Consider the following 20771-nt stretch of genomic DNA (forward strand, 5'->3'; position numbering starts at 1 on the left):
CAGCGGAGGGTCCGCCGGGCCGTTCTCTCGGTGAAGTCGTCGCGGCCCTGCGTGCCGCGGGGAAGGACCGCTGATGGCACGCGGGTTCCAGGGTGTGATGTTGCGGAGCTTCGGTGCTCGCGACCACACCGCAACGGTGCTCGAAACCGTCCCGATCGCACCACATTTCGTGCGGGTCCGGATGATGTCACCGACATTGTTCGAAGACGTGGATGCCGAACCCGCCGCGTGGCTGCGGTTCTGGTTCCCAGACCCGGACGGATCCAGCACCGAGTTCCAGCGCGCCTACACGATCTCGGAGGCGGACGTCCCCAGCGGCCGCTTCGCCGTCGACATCGTGCTGCACGAGCCCGCCGGCCCGGCGTCCAAGTGGGCGCGCACCGTCCAACCCGGCGCCACGATCGCCGTCATGGCGCTGATGGGCTCGTCGCGTTTCGATGTGCCCGACGAGCAGCCGTCCGGCTATCTGCTGATCGGCGATTCGGCGTCGATCCCGGGCATGAACGGGATCATCGGAGTCGTCCCCGACGACGTGCCGATCGAGATGTATCTCGAGCAGCACGACGAGAATGACGTCCTGATCCCGGTCGCGCGGCACCCGCGGCTGCGCGTGCACTGGGTGCCCCGGCGTGACGAGACATCGCTTGCGGCGGCGATCGAGAACCGGGACTGGTCCAACTGGTACGCCTGGGCCACGCCCGAGGCGACCGTCCTCAAGCACGTCCGGACGCGGCTGCGCGATGAATTCGGCTTTCCCAAGTCCGAGGTACACGCCCAGGCGTACTGGAGCGCCGGGCGTGCGATGGGCACCCACCGCGGCGACGAGACGGGGCCCGCGGATGACCCTGTGCGCGAGCGGGTTTCGGCGCCAGAGCCAGTCGACCGTGCACCCGTCCCGGCGGCGCGCGGCAGGTGGCGTGCCCAGGGCGCCGGCCGATTGCTGGGGCCGCTGCGCTGGGCGTTGATCCTCTCCGGTGTGTTGCAGGCCGTCATCACGGTGGTGCAGCTGGCGCCGTTCGTGTTGCTGGTCGAGCTGGCCCGGCTGCTGGTGGCGGGGGCGCCCGCGGCACGCCTCTGGGACGTCGGGATCGCGGCCGTCGCCCTGCTGGGAACGGGCACCGTGCTCGGTGCGGGGCTCACGCTGTGGCTGCACGTCGTCGACGCGCGGTTCGCCGCGCACCTGCGTTCGCGGTTGCTGCGCAAGCTCTCTCGCCTGCCGCTGGGTTGGTTCACCGCGCGCGGATCGGGCTCGATCAAGCAGCTGCTGCAGGACGACACGCTGTCGCTGCACTATCTGGTCACGCACGCCATCCCCGATGCCGTCGCGGCGATCATCGCGCCCGTGGCGGTGCTGATCTACCTGTTCGTCGTCGACTGGCGCGTCGCGCTCGTGCTGTTCCTGCCCGTCGTCGTGTACCTGGCGTTGACCTCGTCGCTCACGATCCAGTCGGGCCCGCGCATCGCGCAATCACAGCGCTGGGCCGAGAAGATGAGCGGGGAGGCCGGCGCCTACCTGGAGGGCCAGCCGGTGATCCGCGTCTTCGGTGGCGCGGCCGCATCCGGCTTCCGGCGCCTCCTGGACTCCTACGTCGAATTCCTGGTCTCGTGGCAACGCCCACTGGCCGGCAAGAAGACGCTCATGGACCTGGTCACCCGCCCCTCGACCTTCCTGTGGCTCATCGCCCTCACGGGCACGCTGCTCACCATCACGGGGCGGATGAACCCGATGAACCTTCTGCCATTCCTGTTGCTGGGCACCACGTTCGGCGCGCGGCTGCTCGGCATCGCCTACGGGATGGGTGGCATCAGCGCGGGCATGCTGGCTGCCCGGCGCCTGCAGAACACGCTCGACGAGCCCGAGCTGGCGCTGCGTCAGCCGGACGGGTCCGCAGATCCGTCGGCGACGGTGGTGTTCGACGACGTCAGCTTCGGCTATCGACCGGGTGTCCCGGTGATACGGGGGGTCTCGCTGACGCTGCGCCCGGGCACGGTCACCGCACTCGTCGGGCCGTCCGGGTCCGGCAAGTCGACGCTGGCCGCCCTGCTCGCCCGCTTCCACGACGTCGAGAGCGGCGCCATACTCATTGGCGGACAGGACATCCGGTCGATGACCGCTGATGAGCTCTACACGAAGTTGGGGTTCGTCCTGCAGGAAACCCAGCTGGTGCACGGCACCGTCGCGGACAACATCGCCCTGGCCGTCCCGGACGCCACCGCGGCGCAAATCGAGGAGGCCGCGCGCCAGGCGCAGATCCACGACCGGATCATGCGATTGCCGGACGGCTACGACACCGTGCTCGGAGCGGGCACCGGACTGTCGGGCGGTGAACGGCAGCGGCTCACCATCGCCCGCGCGATCCTGGCGGACACCCCGGTGCTGATCCTCGACGAGGCCACCGCGTTCGCCGATCCGGAGTCGGAATACCTTGTCCAGCAAGCCCTCAACCGGCTAGCCCAGGACCGCACCGTGTTGGTGATCGCCCATCGATTGCACACCATCACCGGCGCCGACCAGATCGTCGTGCTCGACCACGGGCGGATCGCCGAACGAGGCACGCACGACGAGCTGCTGGCCGCCGACGGCCGCTACCGACGGCTGTGGGACGGCGGCCGGCGGGATCGGGTGGTCGCGACGGCCCGGGAGGGGGCGCGATGATCCGCACGTGGTTGGGCCTGGTTCCGGCGGATCGCCGCGCCCGGGTGATCGCCTACACCGCGCTCGCACTGGCCTCCGTGGCGGTACGCGCAACGGCGACCGTATTGCTGGTGCCACTGGTGGGCGCCCTGTTCGGCGACGCCCCGGAGCGCGCACTGGTGTGGTTGGGGTGGCTCACCGCCGCCACCGTGATCGGCTGGGTCATCGACACCGCGACAGCGCGCATCGGCTTCGAACTCGGTTTTGCCGTGCTCGATCACAGCCAGCACGACGTGGCGGACCGGTTGCCCCGGGTGCGGTTGGAGTGGTTCACCGCCGAGCGCACCGCGACCGCGCGGCAGGCGATCGCCGCCACCGGGCCGGAACTGGTCGGTCTCGTCGTCAACCTGCTGACGCCGTTGACCTCCGCCATCCTGCTGCCCGCGGCCATCGGGCTGGCTTTGCTCCCGATCTCCTGGCAGCTCGGGCTGGCCGCGCTGGGCGGTGTACCGCTGCTGCTGGGTGCGCTGTGGGCGTCGGCGCGGCTGGCCAGGCGCGCGGATGCCGCGGCCGACGAGGCCAACAGCGTGCTCACCGAACGGATCATCGAATTCGCCCGCACCCAGCAGGCGTTGCGGGCGGCGCGACGGGTCGAGCCGGCGCGCAGTCTGGTCGGCGACGCGCTGACCGCGCAGCACGGGGCGACCATGCGGTTGCTGTCCATGCAGGTTCCCGGCCAGCTGCTGTTCAGCCTCGCCAGCCAGCTGTCGCTGATCCTGCTGGCCGGGGCGACCGCGGTGATGACCGTGGACAGGACCGTCACCGTCCCTGAAGCGATCGCCCTCATCGTGGTGATCGTGCGCTACCTGGAGCCGTTCACCGCGATCAGCGAGCTGGCACCGGCGTTGGAGAGCACCCGCGCGACGCTCGGCCGCATTCGCGCCGTCCTCACGTCGCCGCTGATGAACGCCGGGACCGCCACGTTGCCCAGCGCCGCGGCGCCCCGCATCGAGTTCGACGACGTCAGGTTCAGCTATGACGGCGCGACCGCGCCGGTGCTCGACGGGGTGAGCTTCACCTTGGAGCCGGGCAGCACGACGGCGATCGTCGGGCCGTCGGGATCGGGCAAGAGCACCATCCTGGGCCTGATCGCCGGCCTGCACGAACCCGGTCGCGGCCGCGTCTTGATCGACGGCGTCGACGCGGTGTCGCTGGACGCCGACTCGCGGCGGGCGGCGAGCGCTGTCGTGTTTCAGCATCCGTACCTTTTTCACGGGTCGATCCGTGACAACGTGTTGGCCGGCGATCCGGGCGCCGGCGAGGAGCAGTTCGCCCGGGCCGTGGCGCTGGCCCGCGTCGACGAACTCATTGCGCGACTGCCCGAGGGCGCTGCCACGGTGGTCGGCGAGGCCGGCTCGGCGCTGTCCGGCGGTGAACGCCAACGGGTCAGCATCGCGCGGGCGCTGCTCAAGCCGGCGCCGATATTGTTGGTCGACGAGGCGACCAGCGCGTTGGATACCGAAAACGAGGCCGCGGTGGTCGATGCGCTGACGCTCGACCCGCGGTCGCGCACCCAGGTGATCGTCGCGCACCGCTTGGCCAGTATCGGCCACGCCGACCGCGTCCTGTTCCTCGACGAGGGCCGGGTGATCGAGGATGGAACGGTGGCCGAATTACTCGCGGCGGGTGGGCGTTTCGATGAGTTCTGGCGCCGGCAGCGCGAGGCCGCCGAATGGCGGATTCTCGCCGACTAGCTCACCGTTGCCGACTGCGGCTCTTGCGGTATGCCTTACAGTTTGTCAGTCGGACGGGGCTGTCCGGGTACAGGAGGCGTGCTGTTTCATGAGTGCTGTGGTGTCGATTCCGCGGTATCCCGGCGACGTGACACCGGAGTGGTTGTCGGCCGCGCTCAGTCAGCGGGGCACATCCGTGCAGGTTGCCGACGTCGACGTGGTCGCCATCGGCACCGGGCAGACCGGCGCAACCTACCGGGTCTCCGCGCGATACGCGACGGATCCCGGCGACCTGCCGCACACGTTCGTCATCAAGCTGCCGGCGCAGGACGACACGGTGCGCGACCGGGTGGTCATCGGATATCGCAGCGAATGCGCGTTCTACTCGTCTGTCGCGGACCGGGTGCAGGTGCCGACGCCGCGCTGCTTCTACTCCGAGATCACCGAGGATGCCATGGAATTCGCGTTGCTGCTCGCCGATCAGGCCCCCGCGGTCCAGGGCGATCAGCTCGCGGGGTGCGGGGAGCGAGAAGCGCGCCTCGCGGTCACCGCCCTGGCCGGCCTGCACGCGCCCAGCTGGTGCGATCCGGTCTGGCTGGATTTCGCGGGCGTCGCGTTCGGCAGGCCGGATGAAGCGGGCGCGGGCGGCATGGGCGAGGTAGCGAAGATGAGTGCTGACATCACGCTGGACAAGTTGGGCGATCGGATGAGCGCTCAAGATCGCGATACCTTCAGCACCGCAATGGGATTGATCACGCCGTGGCTGCTTTCCGAATACGACCGGTTCGCGCTGCTGCACGGCGACTATCGTTTGGACAACCTGCTGTTCGATCCGGACCTAACCCGGGTCAGCGTGGTCGACTGGCAGACGCTCGGCGTCGGATTGCCGGCCAGGGACCTCGCCTACTTCACCGCGACCAGTCTCAGCCCCCAACTGCGCGCGAGCATCGAAGAACAGCTGGTCGCCGACTACCATCGCGCTCTGGCAGTGGGCGGTGTCACCGGTTACGACGCCGAAACGTGTTGGCGTGATTATCGACTCGGGGTACTGCAGGCACCGCTGATTTCGGCGCTGGGGTTCGCGTTCGCCGCCGCGACCGAGCGCGGCGACGACATGGTGCTGGCCATGCTCGGCCGCGGCTGTCAGGCGATCCGCGAGCTGGGGACGCTGGAGCTGATCGGCTGACGCCTCAGAGGTCGCCGGTGAAGTCCGCGCTCGTCCAGCGGTCCGGGCGGATGGTGTACATGACCTCTTCCACACCCTCCATGCTGCGGATGAACGCCCGCCCACCCTCCTCGCCGAGGTAGCGGATGGCGACGGCCTGCTGAACGTCGGCCGGTGCGGGCTTGGCGGTGTCGACAATGGTGCCCTCGACCACCACGTACTGGTACGGCACCTCCTCGCGCTGGACCACCAGCGTCACCTTGCCGGCCCGATCGATCAGTCGGGCCTTGCGGCTGGCCGCCCCGGTCATGATCCGGATGTCCCCACCGGGGGTGTAGTCGTACCAGATGGGCACACTGGCCGGCGGCCGGCCGTCGGCGGCGTCGACGGACAGCACCGCCACGTGCGTGGCGGCCAAGAACTCCTGACGTTCGCTCTCGGTGAAGGCTTTCATGTGGCCTGCAAGCGCCGATGCCGCGAATCTATTCCCGAGCCGCCGATCAGTACTGCGTCGACCCCTGGTCGACGGGGATCCTGGCCGCGGTGACCTTGCGGGATTCGTCGCTGGCCAGCCAGCACACGGTGTCGGCGATCTCCTCGGGCTCGGCAACCCAGTCCGGCAGGAACGGCGTGAGCACGTGCGACAGCTGCGGGTTGGTCTCCATCGTGTTGGCCACGGCCGCGACCATGTCGCCCGTCCCCATCGGCGTGTTCACCGGGCCGGGGTGCACGCTGTTGACCCGGATCGAATGCTTGCCGAGCTCGGCCGCGAAAGCCCGCGCCATCCCGGTGACGGCGTGCTTGCTGGCGGTGTAGTGAATCATGAACGGCTGCATCTTCATGCCGGCCGCGGAGCTGATCAGGATGATGGATCCGCCCCGCCCGCCCTCGATGATCTTGTCCGCGCCGGCCATCACGGTGTTCCAGGTGCCGGTGACGTTGATGTCCATGACATCGCGGAAGTTCTCCGGCGTGATGTCGTTCCAGGCCTGCGGAGCCGCGACGCCGGCGTTGGCGACGATGATGTCCAGCCGCCCGAACGCGGCGACGCCGTCCTCGACGGCCCGGCGAAGCGCGTCGAAGTCCCGCGTGTCCACCACCAAGGCGATGATCCGACGGTTCGTTTCCTCAACCAGGCGAACGGTCTCGGCCAGGTCGTCGGGAGTCGCCGGATCGTAGGGGACGCAGGACGGGAGCTTGCCGGCGATGTCGACGGCGATGATGTCGGCCCCCTCGCGCGCGAGGCGAACCGCGTGCGCCCGGCCCTGCCCGCGCGCCGCTCCGGTGATGAATGCGACTCTACCTGCAAGCTTTCCGCTCATAGCTGCTCCTTTACTGGGTTCGGCCACCCCGTCAACGCTGTGCCGCCTTGATGAGATTGGACCCGATGATCAATCGCTGAATCTCGCTGGTGCCCTCGTACAGCCGCAGCAGTCGCACGTCGCGGTAGATGCGCTCGACCGGGACGCCGTGCATGTAGCCGCTGCCGCCGTGGATCTGCACCGCGAGATCGGCGACGTTGCCGGCCATTTCGGTGCAGAACAGTTTGGCCGCCGACGGCGCGACCCTGCGGTCTTCGCCCGAGACCCAGAGGCGGGCGGATTCGCGGACCAGCGCGCGGCCGGCCAGCACCCCCGTCTGCTGGTCGGCGATCATCGCCTGCACCAACTGAAAGTGCCCGATCGGCGTGCCGCCCTGCGTCGCGGTGGCGGCGTAGGAGACCGATTCGTCGAGCGCGCGCTGAGCGGCGCCCACCGCGAGGGCGGCGATGTGGACCCGGCCGCGGGCCAGTGAGGTCATCGCCGCCCGATAGCCGATGTCCTCGCTTCCGCCGATGAGAGCGCCGCCCTCGACGCGGACATCGTTGAAGGTGACGTCCGCGGTCCACGCGCCCTCCTGACCCATCTTGGCGTCCTTGGCGCCGACTTCGACGCCCGGCGACACTGCCGGGACCAGGAACACCGCGATTCCGGGTCCCTGGTCATCCGCGGGCCGGGTGCGCGCGAACACCACGAACAGATCGGCGACGGGCGCATTGGTGATGAAGCGCTTCTGCCCGGAGATCACCCAATCATCCTCGTCGCGAACGGCTTTCGTTCGCAGGCCGGCCGGGTTGGAACCGGCGCCGGGTTCGGTCAAGGCGAAGGAGGCGACGACGTCGCCGGACGCCATCGACTCCAGCCAGCGGGCCTTCTGCTCGTCGGTGCCGAAGCCGACCAGCACCTGCCCGGCGATGCCGTTGTTGGTGCCGAACATCGATCGCAGTGCCAGCGAGGTGTAGCCCAATTCCATGGCCAGCTCGACGTCTTGCATCAGGTTCAGCCCGAGGCCACCCCACTGCTGGGGGATCGCGTACCCGAACAGGCCCATCTTCTTGGCCTGGTCGCGCAGGTCGTCGGGCACCCGGTCCTCGGTCAGGATCTCCTGTTCGCGCGGGACGACCGCGGTGCGGACGAAGTGCCGGGTCTGGGCGAGGATCTCCCGAAAGTCGTCGTCGGAGACCTCGGGTCGTTCTTCGGTGGTCATAGGCGGGTCGCTCCCTGTTCGACATCTCGTTGGTAGCGAGTCGCTCAGCCGCGGTCGGCCGGCCAGCTCAGCGGCCGGGTGTGAACCCGGCATCGGAGCAGATCCTATATGAAATATGATATTCGACAGTCGGGGCGTCCCCGGCGGGAAGCACAGGGAGGCGGGAATCAGGTGTCGTTGCTGGACGGTCGGACCGCGGTCATCACGGGCGGTGCACAAGGCCTGGGTTTCGCCATTGCGCAGCGATTCGTTGCCGAGGGTGCCCGCGTCGTGCTCGGCGACCTGAACGTTGGGGCGACCGAAGCCGCCGCCGCGCAGCTGGGCGGCAGCGATGTCGCGTTGGCGAAACAGTGTGATGTCACCCGGGCCGCAGAGGTCGAAGCCCTCATCTCGACCGCGGTCGAGAGTTTCGGCGGCCTTGACATCATGGTCAACAACGCCGGGATCACCCGCGACGCGACCATGCGCAAGATGACCGAAGAGCAGTTCGATCAGGTCATCGACGTGCACCTGAAGGGCACGTGGAACGGAACCCGGCTGGCCGCGGCCGTCATGCGGGAAAACAAGCGCGGCGCCATCGTGAACATGTCGTCCGTCTCGGGCAAGGTCGGCATGGTGGGCCAGACCAATTACTCGGCGGCCAAAGCCGGGATCGTCGGCATGACCAAAGCCGCGGCCAAAGAGCTTGCCTACCTGGGAGTCCGGGTGAACGCGATCGCCCCCGGGTTGATCCGGTCGGCCATGACGGAGGCCATGCCACAACGCATCTGGGACCAGAAGGTGGCCGAGATCCCCATGGGCCGCGCCGGCGAACCCAGCGAGGTCGCCGGCGTCGCTCTGTTCCTGGCCTCCGATCTGTCCTCATACATGACCGGCACCGTGATGGAAGTCACGGGCGGCCGGCACATCTGAGCGAGGGATGATGCGCGAGACGGTCATTTGTGAACCGGTACGGACCCCGATCGGCCGCTACGGTGGCATGTTCAAATCGCTGACCGCCGTCGACCTGGGCGTCACCGCCCTGAAGGGTCTGCTCGAACGAACCGGCATCGCGCCCGAGGCGGTGCACGACGTCGTCCTCGGCCACTGCTATCCCAACAGCGAGGCGCCGGCGATCGGACGGGTGGTGGCCCTCGACGCCGGCCTGCCCGTGACGGTTCCCGGAATGCAGGTCGACCGCCGCTGCGGGTCGGGTCTGCAGGCGGTCATCCAGGCCTGCCTGCAGGTGGGCAACGGCGATCACGATCTCGTCGTCGCCGGCGGCTGCGAGAGCATGAGCAACGTCGCCTTCTATTCCACCGACATGCGTTGGGGCGGTGGGAGAACCGGTGTCCGCGTGTATGACGCGCTCGCGCGGGGGCGCACCACCGCCGGCGGGCGCCACCACCCCGTACCCGGCGGCATGCTGGAGACGGCCGAGAATTTGCGCCGCCAGTACGGCATCTCGCGTCTGGAGCAGGACGAGCTCGCCGTGCGGTCGCACCAGCGGGCGGTGGCCGCCCAGAAGGACGGCATCCTGGCGGAGGAGATCATCCCGGTGGCGGTGCGCACCCGCCAGGGCGAGGAGCTGATCGACACCGACGAGCATCCGCGCGCCGACGCCTCGGTGGAGTCGCTGGGCAAACTCAAACCCGTTCTGCTGAACGAGGATCCCGAGGCGACGGTCACCGCCGGCAACGCCAGCGGTCAGAATGACGCGGCGTCGATGTGCGTGGTGACCACGCCCGAGAAGGCGGACGAATACGGTCTGACGCCGTTGGTGCGCCTGGTGTCATGGGGGCTGGCGGGGGTGGCGCCCCACGTCATGGGCATCGGGCCCGTGCCCGCGACCGAGGCGGCGCTCGGCAAGGCGGGCCTGCGGCTGTCCGACATCGACGTCATCGAACTCAACGAAGCCTTCGCCGCCCAAGCGCTCGCCGTGATGCGGGAATGGAATTTCGGCGCCGCCGACCACGAGCGGACCAATGTGCACGGATCGGGCATCTCGCTGGGCCACCCGGTCGGCGCGACCGGCGGGCGGATGCTGGCCACCCTGGCCCGCGAGCTCACCCGGCGTGAGGCTCGCTACGGGTTGGAGACCATGTGCATCGGCGGCGGCCAGGGTCTGGCCGCGGTGTTCGAGCGGGTCGCCCCGAAGTGACCGGGCCCCTGAGTGGTCTCACCGTCGTCGAGGTGTCCAGCTTCGTCGCCGCCCCTCTGTGCGGCATGACGTTGAGTCAGCTTGGTGCCGAGGTGATTCGGATCGACCCGATCGGTGGCGCTTCCGACGTGCAGCGGTGGCCGCTGGCGGAGGACGGTACGTCGATCTACTGGACGGGGCTGAACAAGGGAAAGCGCTCGGCCACCATCGATTTGCGTTCCTCGGAAGGACAAGACCTGGTCCGGCGGCTCATCGTCGAGGGGGACGGTGTGGTGGTGACCAACGCCGCCGGCTTGCCGTGGCTCAGCTACCAGGCCCTGGCAGACGGGCGCCCCGACGTCATCCACGTGCAGCTGCTCGGGCGTGGCGACGGGTCGACCGGGGTCGACTACACGGTCAACGCCGGCATCGGTTTCCCGCTCGTCACCGGCCCGGCCGATCATGCCGGCCCGATCAACCACGTGTTGCCGGCCTGGGATGTCTGCTGCGGCTTGTACGCGGCGCTGGCCGTCGTCACCGCACTCCGCCGCCGTGACGAGTCCGGTGCGGGCGCGCGGATCAGCCTGGCGCTCGAGGACGTCGCGCTGACCACCGCCGGAAACCTGGGATTGTTGACCGAGCCGCAGGTCACCGGCACCGAACGCGAGCGACTGGGCAACGCCATCTACGGCCAGTACGGCCAGGACTTCGCCAGCCGTGACGATGCCAGGTTCATGGTTGTCACCCTGACCCGCAGGCACTTTCGCGACCTGGTCGACGTGACGGGCACCGGCGCCGCGGTCGGTGCGCTCGCCGACGCGTTGGGGGTCGACTTCGAATCCGAGGGTGACCGCTACCGCCATCGCGGCGTGCTGTCCGGGCTGTTCGCCACCTGGTTCGCCGACCACACCGCCGAGGAGATCATCGCCGCCCTGTCGGGAACCACGGTGTTGTTCGAGCGGTATCGCACCTTCGCCGAGGTCGCGGCGGGCCCGAAGGTGACCGGGAACCCGCTTTTCACCCGATTGCATCAGGAGGGCCTGGGGGAGTACTTCGCCCCAGGCCTGCCGGTAGCGTTCGACGGCGCCCACCCCGCCGGCGCACCGGCGCCCGCCCTGGGCCAAGACACCGCCGAGGTCCTGCAGCGGCGCCTGGGCCTCACGGCCGGCGACATCGAACGCCTGACGGACGCGAAGACAATCGCTTGCTGAGCAAGCCGAAACGGAAAGACGACGCATGACCAAACTCGCCCAGACCCTCGGCCTGACCGAATTCCAGACCGAGATCATCGACACGGTAAGGCAATTCGTCGAGAAGGAAGTGATTCCCAACGCCCCGGAGCTGGAGCGCGGCGACACCTATCCGCAGGACATCGTCGACCGGATGCGGGATATGGGCCTGTTCGGGCTGATGATTCCCGAGGAGTATGGCGGGCTGGGGGAGTCGCTGCTGACGTACGCGCTGTGTGTCGAGGAACTGGCGCGCGGCTGGATGAGCGTGTCGGGCGTGCTCAACACCCATTTCATGGTGGCCTACATGCTGGGCCAGCACGGCACCGATGCGCAGCAGCAGCGGTTCCTGCCGCGGATGGCGACCGGCGAGACGCGGGGCTCGTTCTCGATGTCGGAGCCCGAGCTGGGTTCCGACGTCGCCGCGATCCGGACGCGGGCCCGGCGGCAACCCGACGGCGACTACACCATCGACGGGCAGAAGATGTGGCTGACCAACGGGGGAAGCTCGACGCTGATCGCCGTGCTGGTCCGCACCGACGAAGGTGCCGACAAGCCGCACCGGAACCTGACGGCGTTCCTGGTCGAGAAGCCGACGGGTTTCGGCGAAGTCGTGCCAGGCCTGGTCATACCCGGCAAGATCGACAAGCTGGGTTACAAGGGGATCGACACCACCGAACTCATCTTCGACGGCTACCGGGCCGGCGCCGATGACGTTCTGGGCGGCACCCCCGGGCAGGGCTTCTTCCAGATGATGGACGGGATCGAAGTCGGCAGGGTCAACGTGTCGGCCCGGGCGTGTGGTGTGGCCATCCGCGCCTTCGAGCTCGCCGTCCGCTACGCCCAGCAGCGCCACACCTTCGGCAGGCCCATCGCCGAGCATCAGGCCATCGCATTTCAGCTGGCCGAGATGGCCGCCAAAGTCGAAGCGGCACACCTGATGATGGTCAACGCGGCGCGGCTAAAGGATTCGGGGGAGCGCAACGACGTCGCCGCCGGGATGGCGAAGTACCTGGCCAGCGAGTACTGCGCCGAAGTCACCCAGCAGAGCTTCCGGATCCACGGCGGCTACGGCTATTCCAAGGAATACGAGATCGAGCGGCTGATGCGTGATGCGCCGTTCCTGCTCATCGGCGAGGGAACCAGCGAGATCCAGAAGTCCATCATCAGCAAGCGACTGCTCGCCGAGTATCGGGTGTAGCGATGACGGTTCCGGATTTCGCGGCGCGACCGCAGCTTTCCGACGACGTCGCGCGCTTGATCCGCCAGCGGATCTTCGATGGCACCTACGTCGCGGAGTCCTACGTCCGTTTGGACCAATTGGCCGCCGAGTTGGGAATCAGCGTCACACCGGTGCGGGAAGCGCTGTTTGCCCTACGCGCGGAGGGCTTGATCGACCAACAGCCCCGGCGGGGTTTCATGGTGTTGCCGGTGACCGCTCGCGACGTCACCGACGTCGCGAACGTGCAGGCGCACGTCGGCGGTGAACTCGCGGCGCGGGCCGCGATCAACATCACCGACGACCAACTGCGCGAACTCAAACAGATCCAGGCGGAGCTCGAAGACGCCTACGCCGGTGACGACGACGAGCGCACGGTGCGCCTCAACCACCAATTCCACCGGGCCATCAACGTCGCCGCGGATTCGCCCAAGCTGGCCCAGCTGATGTCCCAGATCACCCGCTACGCACCGGAATCGGTGTTTCCCGCCATCCAAGGCTGGCCCGAACAGTCGATGAGGGACCACCGCCGCATCTTGTCCGCGCTGAAAAAGCGCGACGAGAACCTCGCACGCGCGGCGATGGCGCAACACCTGGCCGCGGGCGCCGTTCCGTTGATCGAGCACCTGACCGCGCGCGGCGTCGTCGATGAGGGGAGCCGTCCGCCGTCGGGCTAACCGTTGTCCTGCGCGCCTGCCTCGGCATAGGCTGCCATCTCAAGGGGGCCAAACGACACAGAGCGAGGACAAGTGCCCCGAACGATTCGCGCATCGGCCGTATTCGTGGCGACTGTGACAGCTATCGCCCTGGCGCCGCCGGCCGTCGCCGACATGCTCGACCCGATTCCCGGCAACGGTGTCTTCGTCGTGGGTGTCGACATCGCGCCGGGCCTCTACCACACGGGTGGGTCGGGATCGGTCTTCGGTGTCTGGATCAACAACGTGCCGACACAGGAGTCGATGTGCTCGTGGTTCACCTACAGCACGCCCGATGCGAACAAGGACCATGTGCTACAGACGAATACCTCGATCGGTCCGATGTACGCGAACATCAACACCTCGGTCAAGGCGTTCGAGTCGCAGAACTGTCAACCCTGGACCCGGGTCTCCTGATCCCGATTCGCGTCGCTCAGCATCTCCCGCAGTCGAGGTAGGTCGACCTTGCCGGTGCCGCCGCGCGGGACGTCGTCGTCGCATGTCAGCGGTAGCCACACCGTCGGTACCTTGAAGGCGCTCAGCAGGTTTCGCGCGTGCCGACTCAGCTGGTCGGCCGTCAGCGGTCCGTCGGACACCACGGCCGCACCGACCCGTTGGCCCGCCGTTGTGGGCACGTTGGTGACGAAGGCGCCACGGACGCCGTCGATGGTGCGCAGCGCCTGTTCGACCTCACCGGGATAGACGGTGGCGCCGCTCACCTTGAACATGTCGTCGCAGCGTCCGTGGTAGAACAGGAACCCCTCCTCGTCGAGGCGGCCCAGGTCGCCGGTGGGGTAGAAGCCGTCGACGGTGAACACGTCCTCTCGGCCGCGGCCGCAGATGCCGCGCAGTGTGTGCGGTCCCCGAATCTGGATCATGCCGACCGTTCCGCCCGGGACGGGATCGCCGCTGTCGGGGTCGACGATGCGAACTTCCATGCCGGGGAATGGTTTTCCGCAGCTGCCCCACGCAGTCGCCGGCATATCGGTGTCGGCGGGATAGCCGCAGTACGGACCGAACGCCTCGGTCATGCCGAACAGCGTGGCGCGGGCGCCGGGTTGGGCCCGCTGTTCGGGCGGGAGCACGGCCTGCAGGCTTCCGGGTCGCAGGGCCGATAGGTCGGCGCCGGCGGTGGCGGCGTGGCGGGCGAGCGTCTCGGCTTGGTCGGGCCAGCCGCGGAACAACGTCACCCGCTCGGCTTCCAGCAGTCGCAGTGTCGTCTCGGGCCGGGGTATCTCCTCGGTCACCAGGGTGGCGCCGGCTAGCAGCGCGGCCAGGATTCCGCTGCCGAAGCCACCCACCCAGAAGAATGGCATCGGGAGATACAGACGGGTGTCGGGGGTGATGCATCGCGCGCCCAGGCTCGACCGGGTCGCGCCGAGCGCGCTGCCGTGAGAGTGCATGACTCCCTTGGGCGGCCCACTGCTGCCGGAGGTGAACATGATGACCAACGGGTCGGCGGCGTTGACCCTTTCCGTCAGGGCGTCGACCAGTCGGCGGGCTCGAAGGCCGGCGGTCGCGTCGGCGAGCCGGTCGGCCGTCCAGACCTGACGCAGGGCGGGAAGTTGGGTCCGCGGCGCGAGGTCGTCCAGATAGCGGTGCCCGCGGAATTCCTCGACGCCGACCAGCAGTTGCACCGCGGCGGCCCGCAGTTGGGCGGCCAGCTCCCGCGCCGTCAGCAGGGTGCTCAGCGGAACCAGCACGGCCCCGACGCGGGTCAAGGCGACAGCGACCTGCACCCAGCGGGTGCTGTTGGGCATGATCAATCCCACCCGCGTGCCTTTGCCCACACCGGCTTCGACGAACACCGCGGCCAATTCTCGTGTAGTGGAGTCGAGTTCGCGATAACTGACCCGCGACGTGGGGTCGATCACCATCGGCTTGTCGCCGTCGTGGTCGGAGCGCAGCCGTACCAGTCGGTCGAGGGTGTCAGGCACCGAAGAGCTCCCTCAGTCCTCGGGTGTCGACCTTGCCACTGGAGAGCAACGGAAGCTCCGAGCGTGAGACGGCCACAAAGCGCCGGGGGATCTTGTATGCCGACAGCTCCGCCTTGAGCCGGTCGCGCAACGCCGCCGGGTCGAAGGCAGCACCGTCCGGCACCACCACGACCGCCGCGACCAGCTGGCCCCGCCGGGCATCGGGAACGCCTATGACGTGCGCTGCCAGCCCGCCGGTGACGCTGGCGATAGCCCGTTCGACCTCGACCGCCGAGACATTGGCTCCCGCCGTCTTGATCATCGTGCCGAGCCGGCCGAGGTAGTAGAAGAATCCGTCCGCGTCCACCCGCACCAGATCGCCGCTGTGGAACCAGCCGTCGGCATCGAAGCACTCCTCGCGACTGCGTCCGTAATAGCGTTGCATCACATACGGTCCGCGGATGCACAGTTCGCCGGCGTCGCCTGCGGTCACCGGTTCTCCCGTTTCGGCGCCGATGATCCTGGTGTCGAAACCGGGTGCCGGCTTGCCGAACGACCCGCGTCGGTTCTCCGGTTGATCGGTTTCGTCGTCGCCGATCAGCACGACGCTGCCGGCTTCGGTCATGCCCAGCATGTTGTGCCGCAGTTCGGGGTCGGCCGGTCGAACGTCGGGCGCCATGATCGGATAGAGGTTGCCCCGACGCATCGATGACAAGTCCCGGCCCGGAAAGCTCGGATGTTCGGTCAGGTGAGCGATCCCGGCGCTGAAACCGTTGGTCACGGTCGGTCGTTCGGCCTCCAGCAGGTCAAGTGTCCTTCCGGGGTCGGCGGCGTTGGAGCACACCAGCGTCGACCCGGCGACCAACGTGGCCAGCAGCCCGAACGCGAAGCCGCCGATCCAGAAGAAGGGCGAATTGCAGAACAGCCTGTCGTCCGCCGTCAAACCGCGAATCTTGTTGAGGTTTTGCTGATGTCCGAGCAGGCCGCCATGCGTGTGCACGACGCCCTTGGGGGAGCTGGTGGAGCCCGACGTGTAGACGATGGCCAAAGGGTCGCAGCCGTTGACGTCGTCCTGGGTCGCCGCCAGCAGCTCGGGGTCCACGGTATCGGCGAGCCGGTAGAACCGAACGATGTCCCGGCGGCGCCGCGCCGCGCCCGGGCGGTAGGCGATGCCGACCTGCCGCAGTTGTGGCGCGGCCGGCGAGAACAAATGGCGGTCGGAGTTGAAGTCGCGATCCGACAGCACCTGCTCGAGCCGTTGCACGTAGTCATGGACGCGGAAAGTCGCTGCGCTCAAGAGTATTTCGACATCGCTGTCGAGCAGCTGCTGGCGCAGTTCGCGGGTGGTGACGAACGTGGAGAAGGGGACCACCACGGCGCCGATCCGCGCCGCGGCCAGCATCGCGACCACGAACTCCGGGCCGTTGGGGTAGAGCAGGCCCACATGGGTACCCTTGCCTGCGCCGGCTGCGATCAGCCCGCGGGCCAGCTTGGCCGAGCGGGCCTCGGCTTCCCCATAACTGATCCGGTCGTCGTCGCAGACGAGCAGGGCGTGGTCGGCCCGCGAGCGGGCCTGGCGCGTGAGGACCCCGGCGACGGTCGCGATGTCACCGCGCATGATCGCCGTGGGGTGCGCTGAAGAAGCGCTGGATCGCGCCCAGATCGGCTTTGCCCGACGGTGTCCGGGGGATCGCGTCGACGATCGCGATCTCGGTGGGAATCTCATAGCGCGCCAGCCGTGTTCGCAGATATTCCACGATCGCGTCGGGTCCGGTGGAGCCGGGCTCGCGCAATTCCACCATGGCGACGGGCGTCGCGCCGAGGCGCCTATCGGAGCGCCCGACCACCGCGGCACCGGCCACCGCCCGGTGGCTTTCCAGGGCGGTGCGGACGTCGTCGGGCATCACCTTGAACCCGCCGCGGATGATCGCCTGGTCGGCCCGCCCGACGATCCAGACGAACCCGTCCGCGTCGATACGCGCCATATCCGTGGTCCGCATCCACCGGGCCGAGGGCCCCAGCTGGCTCGGCTTCACTTCGAGCAGACCAACCTGGTCAGGTCCGAGCGGCGCGCCGTCGTCAGTCACCACCCGCAATTGGGCGCCGGGGTTGGCGCGACCGACGCTGCCCCGTTTGGCCGCCCAGTATCGCCGGTAGTCGGGCAGGGTCCAGCCCGCCACGCCGCCACCGAACTCCGTTGCCGCATAGGAGGTCAGCACCGGAATGCCGTACTTCTCGGTGAAGGTGTCGGCGTCGTCGGCCGACAGCGGGGCGGTGCCGCAGGTGACCGCGCGGATGCTAGCCAGGTCGGCTCGCGGCACGTCGGAGTGCAACACCGTGCGCAGAGCGGCGGGCACCAGCGATACCGTGCGCGGCCGGTGCCTGCGCACCGCGTCGGCCCACGCATTCAGCTCGAATCGCTCGAGCAGCGCGAACGGCCTCGCCTCGGCGATGCATTGCAACACGCGGAACACGCCGCCGATGTGCACCAGCGGCGAGTTGACGATCGCGACTCCACGCCGCAGCTCCGTAGGCGCCGGGGCGCGATCGGCTTCGGCGCCCATCACGCTGCGCGCCAGCGTGTCGTAGTCGAGGTCGATTCGTTTGGGCGGTCCCGTGGTGCCGCTGGTGAGCATGCGCACCGCGACGCCCGGCCGCGGACCGGTCTGCGCCGCGGGTGAAGTGGTCACGCAGTCAGCTGGGGGATCGTCTAGCCGACCGGAGATCGGCACGGCCGTCGTCGCGGTCGTCGGGGGCACCAGCGCCGTCAGTTCGTCGTGCTCCCCGATGATCAGCGGGGTCTGCAGTGCGGCGATGTCCGACCGCGTGCGCACCTCACCGCGGCCGGGGTTGATGACGACCACGGTGCCGCCCCCCAGCAACACCCCGAGGAAGGCGGCCACCTGACCCGGCCGGTTGCGCAGCAGCATCCCGGCTTCGGCGCCGGCCGTCAGGGCGGCGATGCGCCGTGCCGATGCGCCGAGGCGAGCCCAGGAGATCCATTGCCCCTCATACTCGATGGCGTCGGCCTCGGGCTGCAGGTCGAGGACGTCGGCAATGCGTTGGCTGAGGGGGTGCGGGGGCATCAGCGGGTCTTCGGATTGCGCGCGGCGCCTTCGTCGCCGGAACTCGGTCGGGCGGCAAGTTCGGCCGTTCCGAGCGGGTTGCCCAGGCGGGTGTAGATCAGTCCTTGTTCCATGGCCGCCCGATAGGGTTTGTCGAGCGATTCCCAAATCGCCTTCACCGTGCCCTGGGTCGCGGTCGGGGGCTTCGCGGCGATGGTGGCGGCGATGTCGTGCGCGCGGTCCCAGAGCTGCTCGGCGGGGACGACCTCCGACACCAAGCCGATCCGTAGCGCGGTGTCGGCGCTGACCCGCTCGTCGTTGCCCATCAGCGCGATGCGCAGCGTCTCGCCGAGGCCGATGCGCCTCATCAGGCCGATCGGCTCCAACGCGCAGACCAGGCCGGCGGATACGTGCGAGTCGAAAAACGTCGCGTCCTCCGAGCAGATGACGACATCGGATTCGTTGACGAAGTAGAACGCACCCGCGGTGCACATGCCCCGAACGGCGCACACGACCGGCTTCCACATCTTCTGCCATTTGGGGCTGAGTGCCTCGCCGGGATCCTCGTGGTTCCAGATGTTTTCGGGCTGACCGTAGGGCGTCTTGATGTCCAGACCGGCGCTGAACGCCCGGTCGCCCGCCGCCCGCAGTACCACCGCGTTGACCGCATCATCGAGCTTGACCATGCGCCAGGCGCGGGCCACCTCCTCACACATGGTGCGGTTGAACGCGTTCAGCTGTCCGGGCCGGTTCAGCGTGATGGTCGCGACCCGGTCACTCTCGTCGACCTCGAGCCTGATGGTTTCGAACGTCATCGGCACTGCCAATCGGGCTTGCGCTTCTCCACGAAGGCCTTGGGCCCTTCGGCCGCATCCTCGGTGCGCAACACGCGCTCGCGGAACGTTTCGGCCATGATCTCGGCTTCGTGCAGCGGCACGTTGAGCCCCTTGAGGATGGCGAGACGAGTGCCCCGTACCGCCAGCGGCGCATTGGAGTTGACGATGCCGGCGATCTCGTGGGCCCGCTCGAGAAGCGTTTCGTGCTCGACGATTTCGCTGATCAATCCCAATTCGTAGGCGCGCCCCGCGCTCATCCGCTCGTGCTTGCCCATCAAGGCCATCCGCAGGGCAATGGAGCGGGGCAGCACGCGCGAGACCCGCACCATCTCGCGGCCGGCTACCAGGCCGATGCTGACGTGCGGATCGAAGAAAGTCGCTTGTTCCGAGGCGATCACGATGTCGGATGTGGTGACCCAGTCCATGCCGGCGCCGCAGCACAACCCGTTGACCGCGGCGAGCACGGGCTTGGCGGCCGTGCGGAACGGAGGGGTGCCCTCCTGCGGCGCCTCCCATTGGTCATAGGTCGACAGGTACGGGCGCTCGTAGACGACCTTGCCGTCTTCGGGAATGGCCGTGACGTCGGCACCGGTGCAGAACGCGCGACCGGTGCCGGTCACGATGGTCAGCCAGACTTGGTCGTCGTTTTCGGCCTCGTCGTAGGCGGCTCGCAATTCGGTGATCATGTGCGGGCTGAGCGCGTTGAGGGCGTCCGGGCGGTTCAGGGTGATGGTGGCGGTATGCCCGTCGACGTCGTAGTTGATGGTGTCGAACGAGTCAGTAGGCATCCTGCTCCCTCACCGGCCCTGGAATTTCGGGCCGCGTCGTTGCCGGAAGGCGTCCAGACCTTCTTTGAAATCTGCTGTCCGGCAGGACAACTCCAGGTTGTACAGCTCCTGGGCCATGGATTGGCTCAACGTCGTGTCCTGGCCGAAGCCCAGTGCCTGCTTGGTAAGCCCGATCGCCACCGTCGGCCCGGAGGCCAGCCGCTCGAGTAATTCCTCGGCCGCGTCGTCGAGCTCGGGCGGGCTTACGGCCCGGTGGATCAATCCCCAATCGGCCGCATCCCGCGCGCTGACTTTCTCGCCCAACAACAGCATTCGCCTGGCCCGTGCCAGCCCCACCAGCCGGGGCAGCAGCCAGGTCGCGCCCGAATCCGGGCTGAAGCCCCGGTCAACGAAGGGCTCCCAGAACACCGCGTCGGTGGCGGCGACGGTGAAGTCGGCTGCCAGCGCGAGGTTGCAGCCGAACCCGGCGGCCCATCCCCGCACACTGCAGAGCACTGGCAACTGGATGCCGGCGACCAGCTCGATCACGCGATGAGCGGCATGGGGGATCCGCCGCACCAGGTCGCCGGCGCGGGGGCGCCGGCGGTCGTTGGTGGCCAGCCAGTCCACCCCGGCGCAGAAATCCTCGCCGCCCCGGATGTGCACGGCGCGCAACGAATCATCGGCGGCGGCGTCGGTGAGGGCCTCGACCAAGGCGCTGATCATGTTCTGGCTCAACGAGTTTCGCTGGGATGGGCGATCGAGCGTTATCCGCAACACCCCGCCGTCCCGGCACACTGTCACCGCACCGTCGGCGCCGGCCGTGTTGGCCTCCTGACTCACCGTCGAATCCGGCCTTTCTGCCG

Annotated in this window: 18 protein-coding genes; 9 read left to right on the forward strand and 9 right to left on the reverse strand. The window is 68.4% G+C overall.

All coding sequences use genetic code 11. The annotated features are described in order from the left end of the window. Positions 1–73 precede the first annotated feature (73 nt). The 3 genes from C1737_RS00765 to C1737_RS00775 all read left to right on the forward strand — a co-directional run bounded on the left by C1737_RS00765 (position 74) and on the right by C1737_RS00775 (position 5554). On the forward strand, positions 74–2656 hold the full coding sequence (locus C1737_RS00765; RefSeq protein WP_102416953.1) for an ABC transporter ATP-binding protein/permease: 2583 nt from the start codon (positions 74–76) through the stop codon (positions 2654–2656). After that, positions 2653–4389 carry an ABC transporter ATP-binding protein gene (locus C1737_RS00770; RefSeq protein ID WP_102417710.1) on the forward strand — a complete coding sequence of 579 codons (1737 nt, stop codon included), beginning with the start codon at positions 2653–2655 and terminating at the stop codon, positions 4387–4389. The genes C1737_RS00765 and C1737_RS00770 overlap by 4 nt, the downstream gene beginning before the upstream one ends. An 88-nt stretch (positions 4390–4477) precedes the next feature. Beyond that, positions 4478–5554, forward strand: a complete 1077-nt coding sequence (locus C1737_RS00775; RefSeq protein ID WP_102416954.1) for a phosphotransferase family protein — start codon at positions 4478–4480, stop codon at positions 5552–5554. 4 nt (positions 5555–5558) lie between these two features. On the opposite strand, the gene C1737_RS00780 is transcribed toward C1737_RS00775, so the two are convergent. Genes C1737_RS00780 through C1737_RS00790 form a run of 3 tightly spaced genes read right to left on the reverse strand, consistent with a single transcriptional unit; the run spans position 5559 to position 8059 of the window. Then, positions 5559–5987: a pyridoxamine 5'-phosphate oxidase family protein gene (locus C1737_RS00780; protein WP_102416955.1), complete on the reverse strand. Its 429-nt coding sequence runs from the start codon at positions 5985–5987 to the stop codon at positions 5559–5561. Positions 5988–6033: 46 nt separating this feature from the next. Next, positions 6034–6855 (reverse strand): mycofactocin-coupled SDR family oxidoreductase, encoded by an 822-nt coding sequence (locus tag C1737_RS00785; protein WP_102416956.1) that lies wholly within the window; start codon positions 6853–6855, stop codon positions 6034–6036. Between the two features lie 31 nt (positions 6856–6886). Further along, the gene (locus C1737_RS00790) at positions 6887–8059 is read right to left on the reverse strand and encodes an acyl-CoA dehydrogenase family protein (RefSeq protein ID WP_102416957.1); all 1173 of its coding nucleotides are present in this window, start codon (positions 8057–8059) and stop codon (positions 6887–6889) included. Between the two features lie 108 nt (positions 8060–8167). Between C1737_RS00790 and fabG the strand changes: the two genes are divergently transcribed. The 6 genes from fabG (at position 8168) to C1737_RS00820 (ending at position 13738) form a co-directional block, all read left to right on the forward strand. Continuing rightward, a complete protein-coding gene (gene fabG / locus C1737_RS00795; RefSeq protein ID WP_102416958.1) occupies positions 8168–8971 on the forward strand; it encodes a 3-oxoacyl-ACP reductase FabG in 804 nt (267 codons plus the stop codon). A 10-nt stretch (positions 8972–8981) separates the two neighbouring features. Next, positions 8982–10199, forward strand: coding sequence for an acetyl-CoA C-acetyltransferase (locus C1737_RS00800; protein ID WP_102417711.1), 1218 nt, complete (start codon positions 8982–8984; stop codon positions 10197–10199). Next, the gene (locus tag C1737_RS00805) at positions 10196–11389 is read left to right on the forward strand and encodes a CoA transferase (RefSeq protein ID WP_102416959.1); all 1194 of its coding nucleotides are present in this window, start codon (positions 10196–10198) and stop codon (positions 11387–11389) included. Before C1737_RS00800 ends, C1737_RS00805 begins: the two co-directional genes overlap by 4 nt. 25 nt (positions 11390–11414) lie before the next feature. After that, positions 11415–12608: an acyl-CoA dehydrogenase family protein gene (locus C1737_RS00810; RefSeq protein ID WP_102416960.1), complete on the forward strand. Its 1194-nt coding sequence runs from the start codon at positions 11415–11417 to the stop codon at positions 12606–12608. A 2-nt stretch (positions 12609–12610) separates the two neighbouring features. Then, complete coding sequence (locus C1737_RS00815) at positions 12611–13303, forward strand: GntR family transcriptional regulator (RefSeq protein ID WP_102416961.1); 693 nt, start codon at positions 12611–12613, stop codon at positions 13301–13303. Positions 13304–13375: 72 nt separating this feature from the next. Beyond that, complete coding sequence (locus C1737_RS00820; protein WP_067922413.1) at positions 13376–13738, forward strand: hypothetical protein; 363 nt, start codon at positions 13376–13378, stop codon at positions 13736–13738. On the opposite strand, the gene C1737_RS00825 is transcribed toward C1737_RS00820, so the two are convergent. The 6 genes from C1737_RS00825 to C1737_RS00850 are packed head-to-tail and all read right to left on the reverse strand — an operon-like array spanning position 13714 to position 20748. Then, entirely contained in the window at positions 13714–15258 is a 1545-nt protein-coding gene (locus tag C1737_RS00825; protein ID WP_102416962.1) for a class I adenylate-forming enzyme family protein, read from the reverse strand. The genes C1737_RS00820 and C1737_RS00825 overlap by 25 nt on opposite strands. Beyond that, positions 15251–16855 carry a class I adenylate-forming enzyme family protein gene (locus tag C1737_RS00830; protein WP_102416963.1) on the reverse strand — a complete coding sequence of 535 codons (1605 nt, stop codon included), beginning with the start codon at positions 16853–16855 and terminating at the stop codon, positions 15251–15253. Before C1737_RS00830 ends, C1737_RS00825 begins: the two co-directional genes overlap by 8 nt. Beyond that, the gene (locus tag C1737_RS00835) at positions 16845–18323 is read right to left on the reverse strand and encodes a class I adenylate-forming enzyme family protein (protein ID WP_102416964.1); all 1479 of its coding nucleotides are present in this window, start codon (positions 18321–18323) and stop codon (positions 16845–16847) included. Before C1737_RS00835 ends, C1737_RS00830 begins: the two co-directional genes overlap by 11 nt. Further along, the gene (locus C1737_RS00840; protein ID WP_068093499.1) at positions 18323–19117 is read right to left on the reverse strand and encodes an enoyl-CoA hydratase/isomerase family protein; all 795 of its coding nucleotides are present in this window, start codon (positions 19115–19117) and stop codon (positions 18323–18325) included. Before C1737_RS00840 ends, C1737_RS00835 begins: the two co-directional genes overlap by 1 nt. Continuing rightward, positions 19114–19926 (reverse strand): enoyl-CoA hydratase/isomerase family protein, encoded by an 813-nt coding sequence (locus tag C1737_RS00845; protein WP_068093441.1) that lies wholly within the window; start codon positions 19924–19926, stop codon positions 19114–19116. The genes C1737_RS00840 and C1737_RS00845 overlap by 4 nt, the downstream gene beginning before the upstream one ends. A 9-nt stretch (positions 19927–19935) precedes the next feature. Continuing rightward, complete coding sequence (locus tag C1737_RS00850) at positions 19936–20748, reverse strand: enoyl-CoA hydratase/isomerase family protein (protein WP_102416965.1); 813 nt, start codon at positions 20746–20748, stop codon at positions 19936–19938. Between the last annotated feature and the right edge of the window lie 23 nt (positions 20749–20771).

The sequence above is a fragment of the Mycobacterium sp. 4858 genome (assembly GCF_900240975.1).
GTDB lineage: Bacteria > Actinomycetota > Actinomycetes > Mycobacteriales > Mycobacteriaceae > Mycobacterium.

Coding starts and splice junctions, on each gene's coding strand:
- fabG (WP_102416958.1), top strand. CDS start 8,168: ATGAAATATGATATTCGACAGTCGGGGCGTCCCCGGCGGGAAGCACAG.
- C1737_RS00810 (WP_102416960.1), top strand. CDS start 11,415: ATGACCAAACTCGCCCAGACCCTCGGCCTGACCGAATTCCAGACCGAG.
- C1737_RS00790 (WP_102416957.1), bottom strand. CDS start 8,059: ATGACCACCGAAGAACGACCCGAGGTCTCCGACGACGACTTTCGGGAG.
- C1737_RS00785 (WP_102416956.1), bottom strand. CDS start 6,855: ATGAGCGGAAAGCTTGCAGGTAGAGTCGCATTCATCACCGGAGCGGCG.
- C1737_RS00765 (WP_102416953.1), top strand. CDS start 74: ATGGCACGCGGGTTCCAGGGTGTGATGTTGCGGAGCTTCGGTGCTCGC.
- C1737_RS00800 (WP_102417711.1), top strand. CDS start 8,982: ATGCGCGAGACGGTCATTTGTGAACCGGTACGGACCCCGATCGGCCGC.
- C1737_RS00835 (WP_102416964.1), bottom strand. CDS start 18,323: ATGCCCCCGCACCCCCTCAGCCAACGCATTGCCGACGTCCTCGACCTG.
- C1737_RS00770 (WP_102417710.1), top strand. CDS start 2,653: ATGATCCGCACGTGGTTGGGCCTGGTTCCGGCGGATCGCCGCGCCCGG.
- C1737_RS00845 (WP_068093441.1), bottom strand. CDS start 19,926: ATGCCTACTGACTCGTTCGACACCATCAACTACGACGTCGACGGGCAT.
- C1737_RS00830 (WP_102416963.1), bottom strand. CDS start 16,855: ATGCGCGGTGACATCGCGACCGTCGCCGGGGTCCTCACGCGCCAGGCC.
- C1737_RS00840 (WP_068093499.1), bottom strand. CDS start 19,117: ATGACGTTCGAAACCATCAGGCTCGAGGTCGACGAGAGTGACCGGGTC.
- C1737_RS00815 (WP_102416961.1), top strand. CDS start 12,611: ATGACGGTTCCGGATTTCGCGGCGCGACCGCAGCTTTCCGACGACGTC.
- C1737_RS00780 (WP_102416955.1), bottom strand. CDS start 5,987: ATGAAAGCCTTCACCGAGAGCGAACGTCAGGAGTTCTTGGCCGCCACG.
- C1737_RS00775 (WP_102416954.1), top strand. CDS start 4,478: ATGAGTGCTGTGGTGTCGATTCCGCGGTATCCCGGCGACGTGACACCG.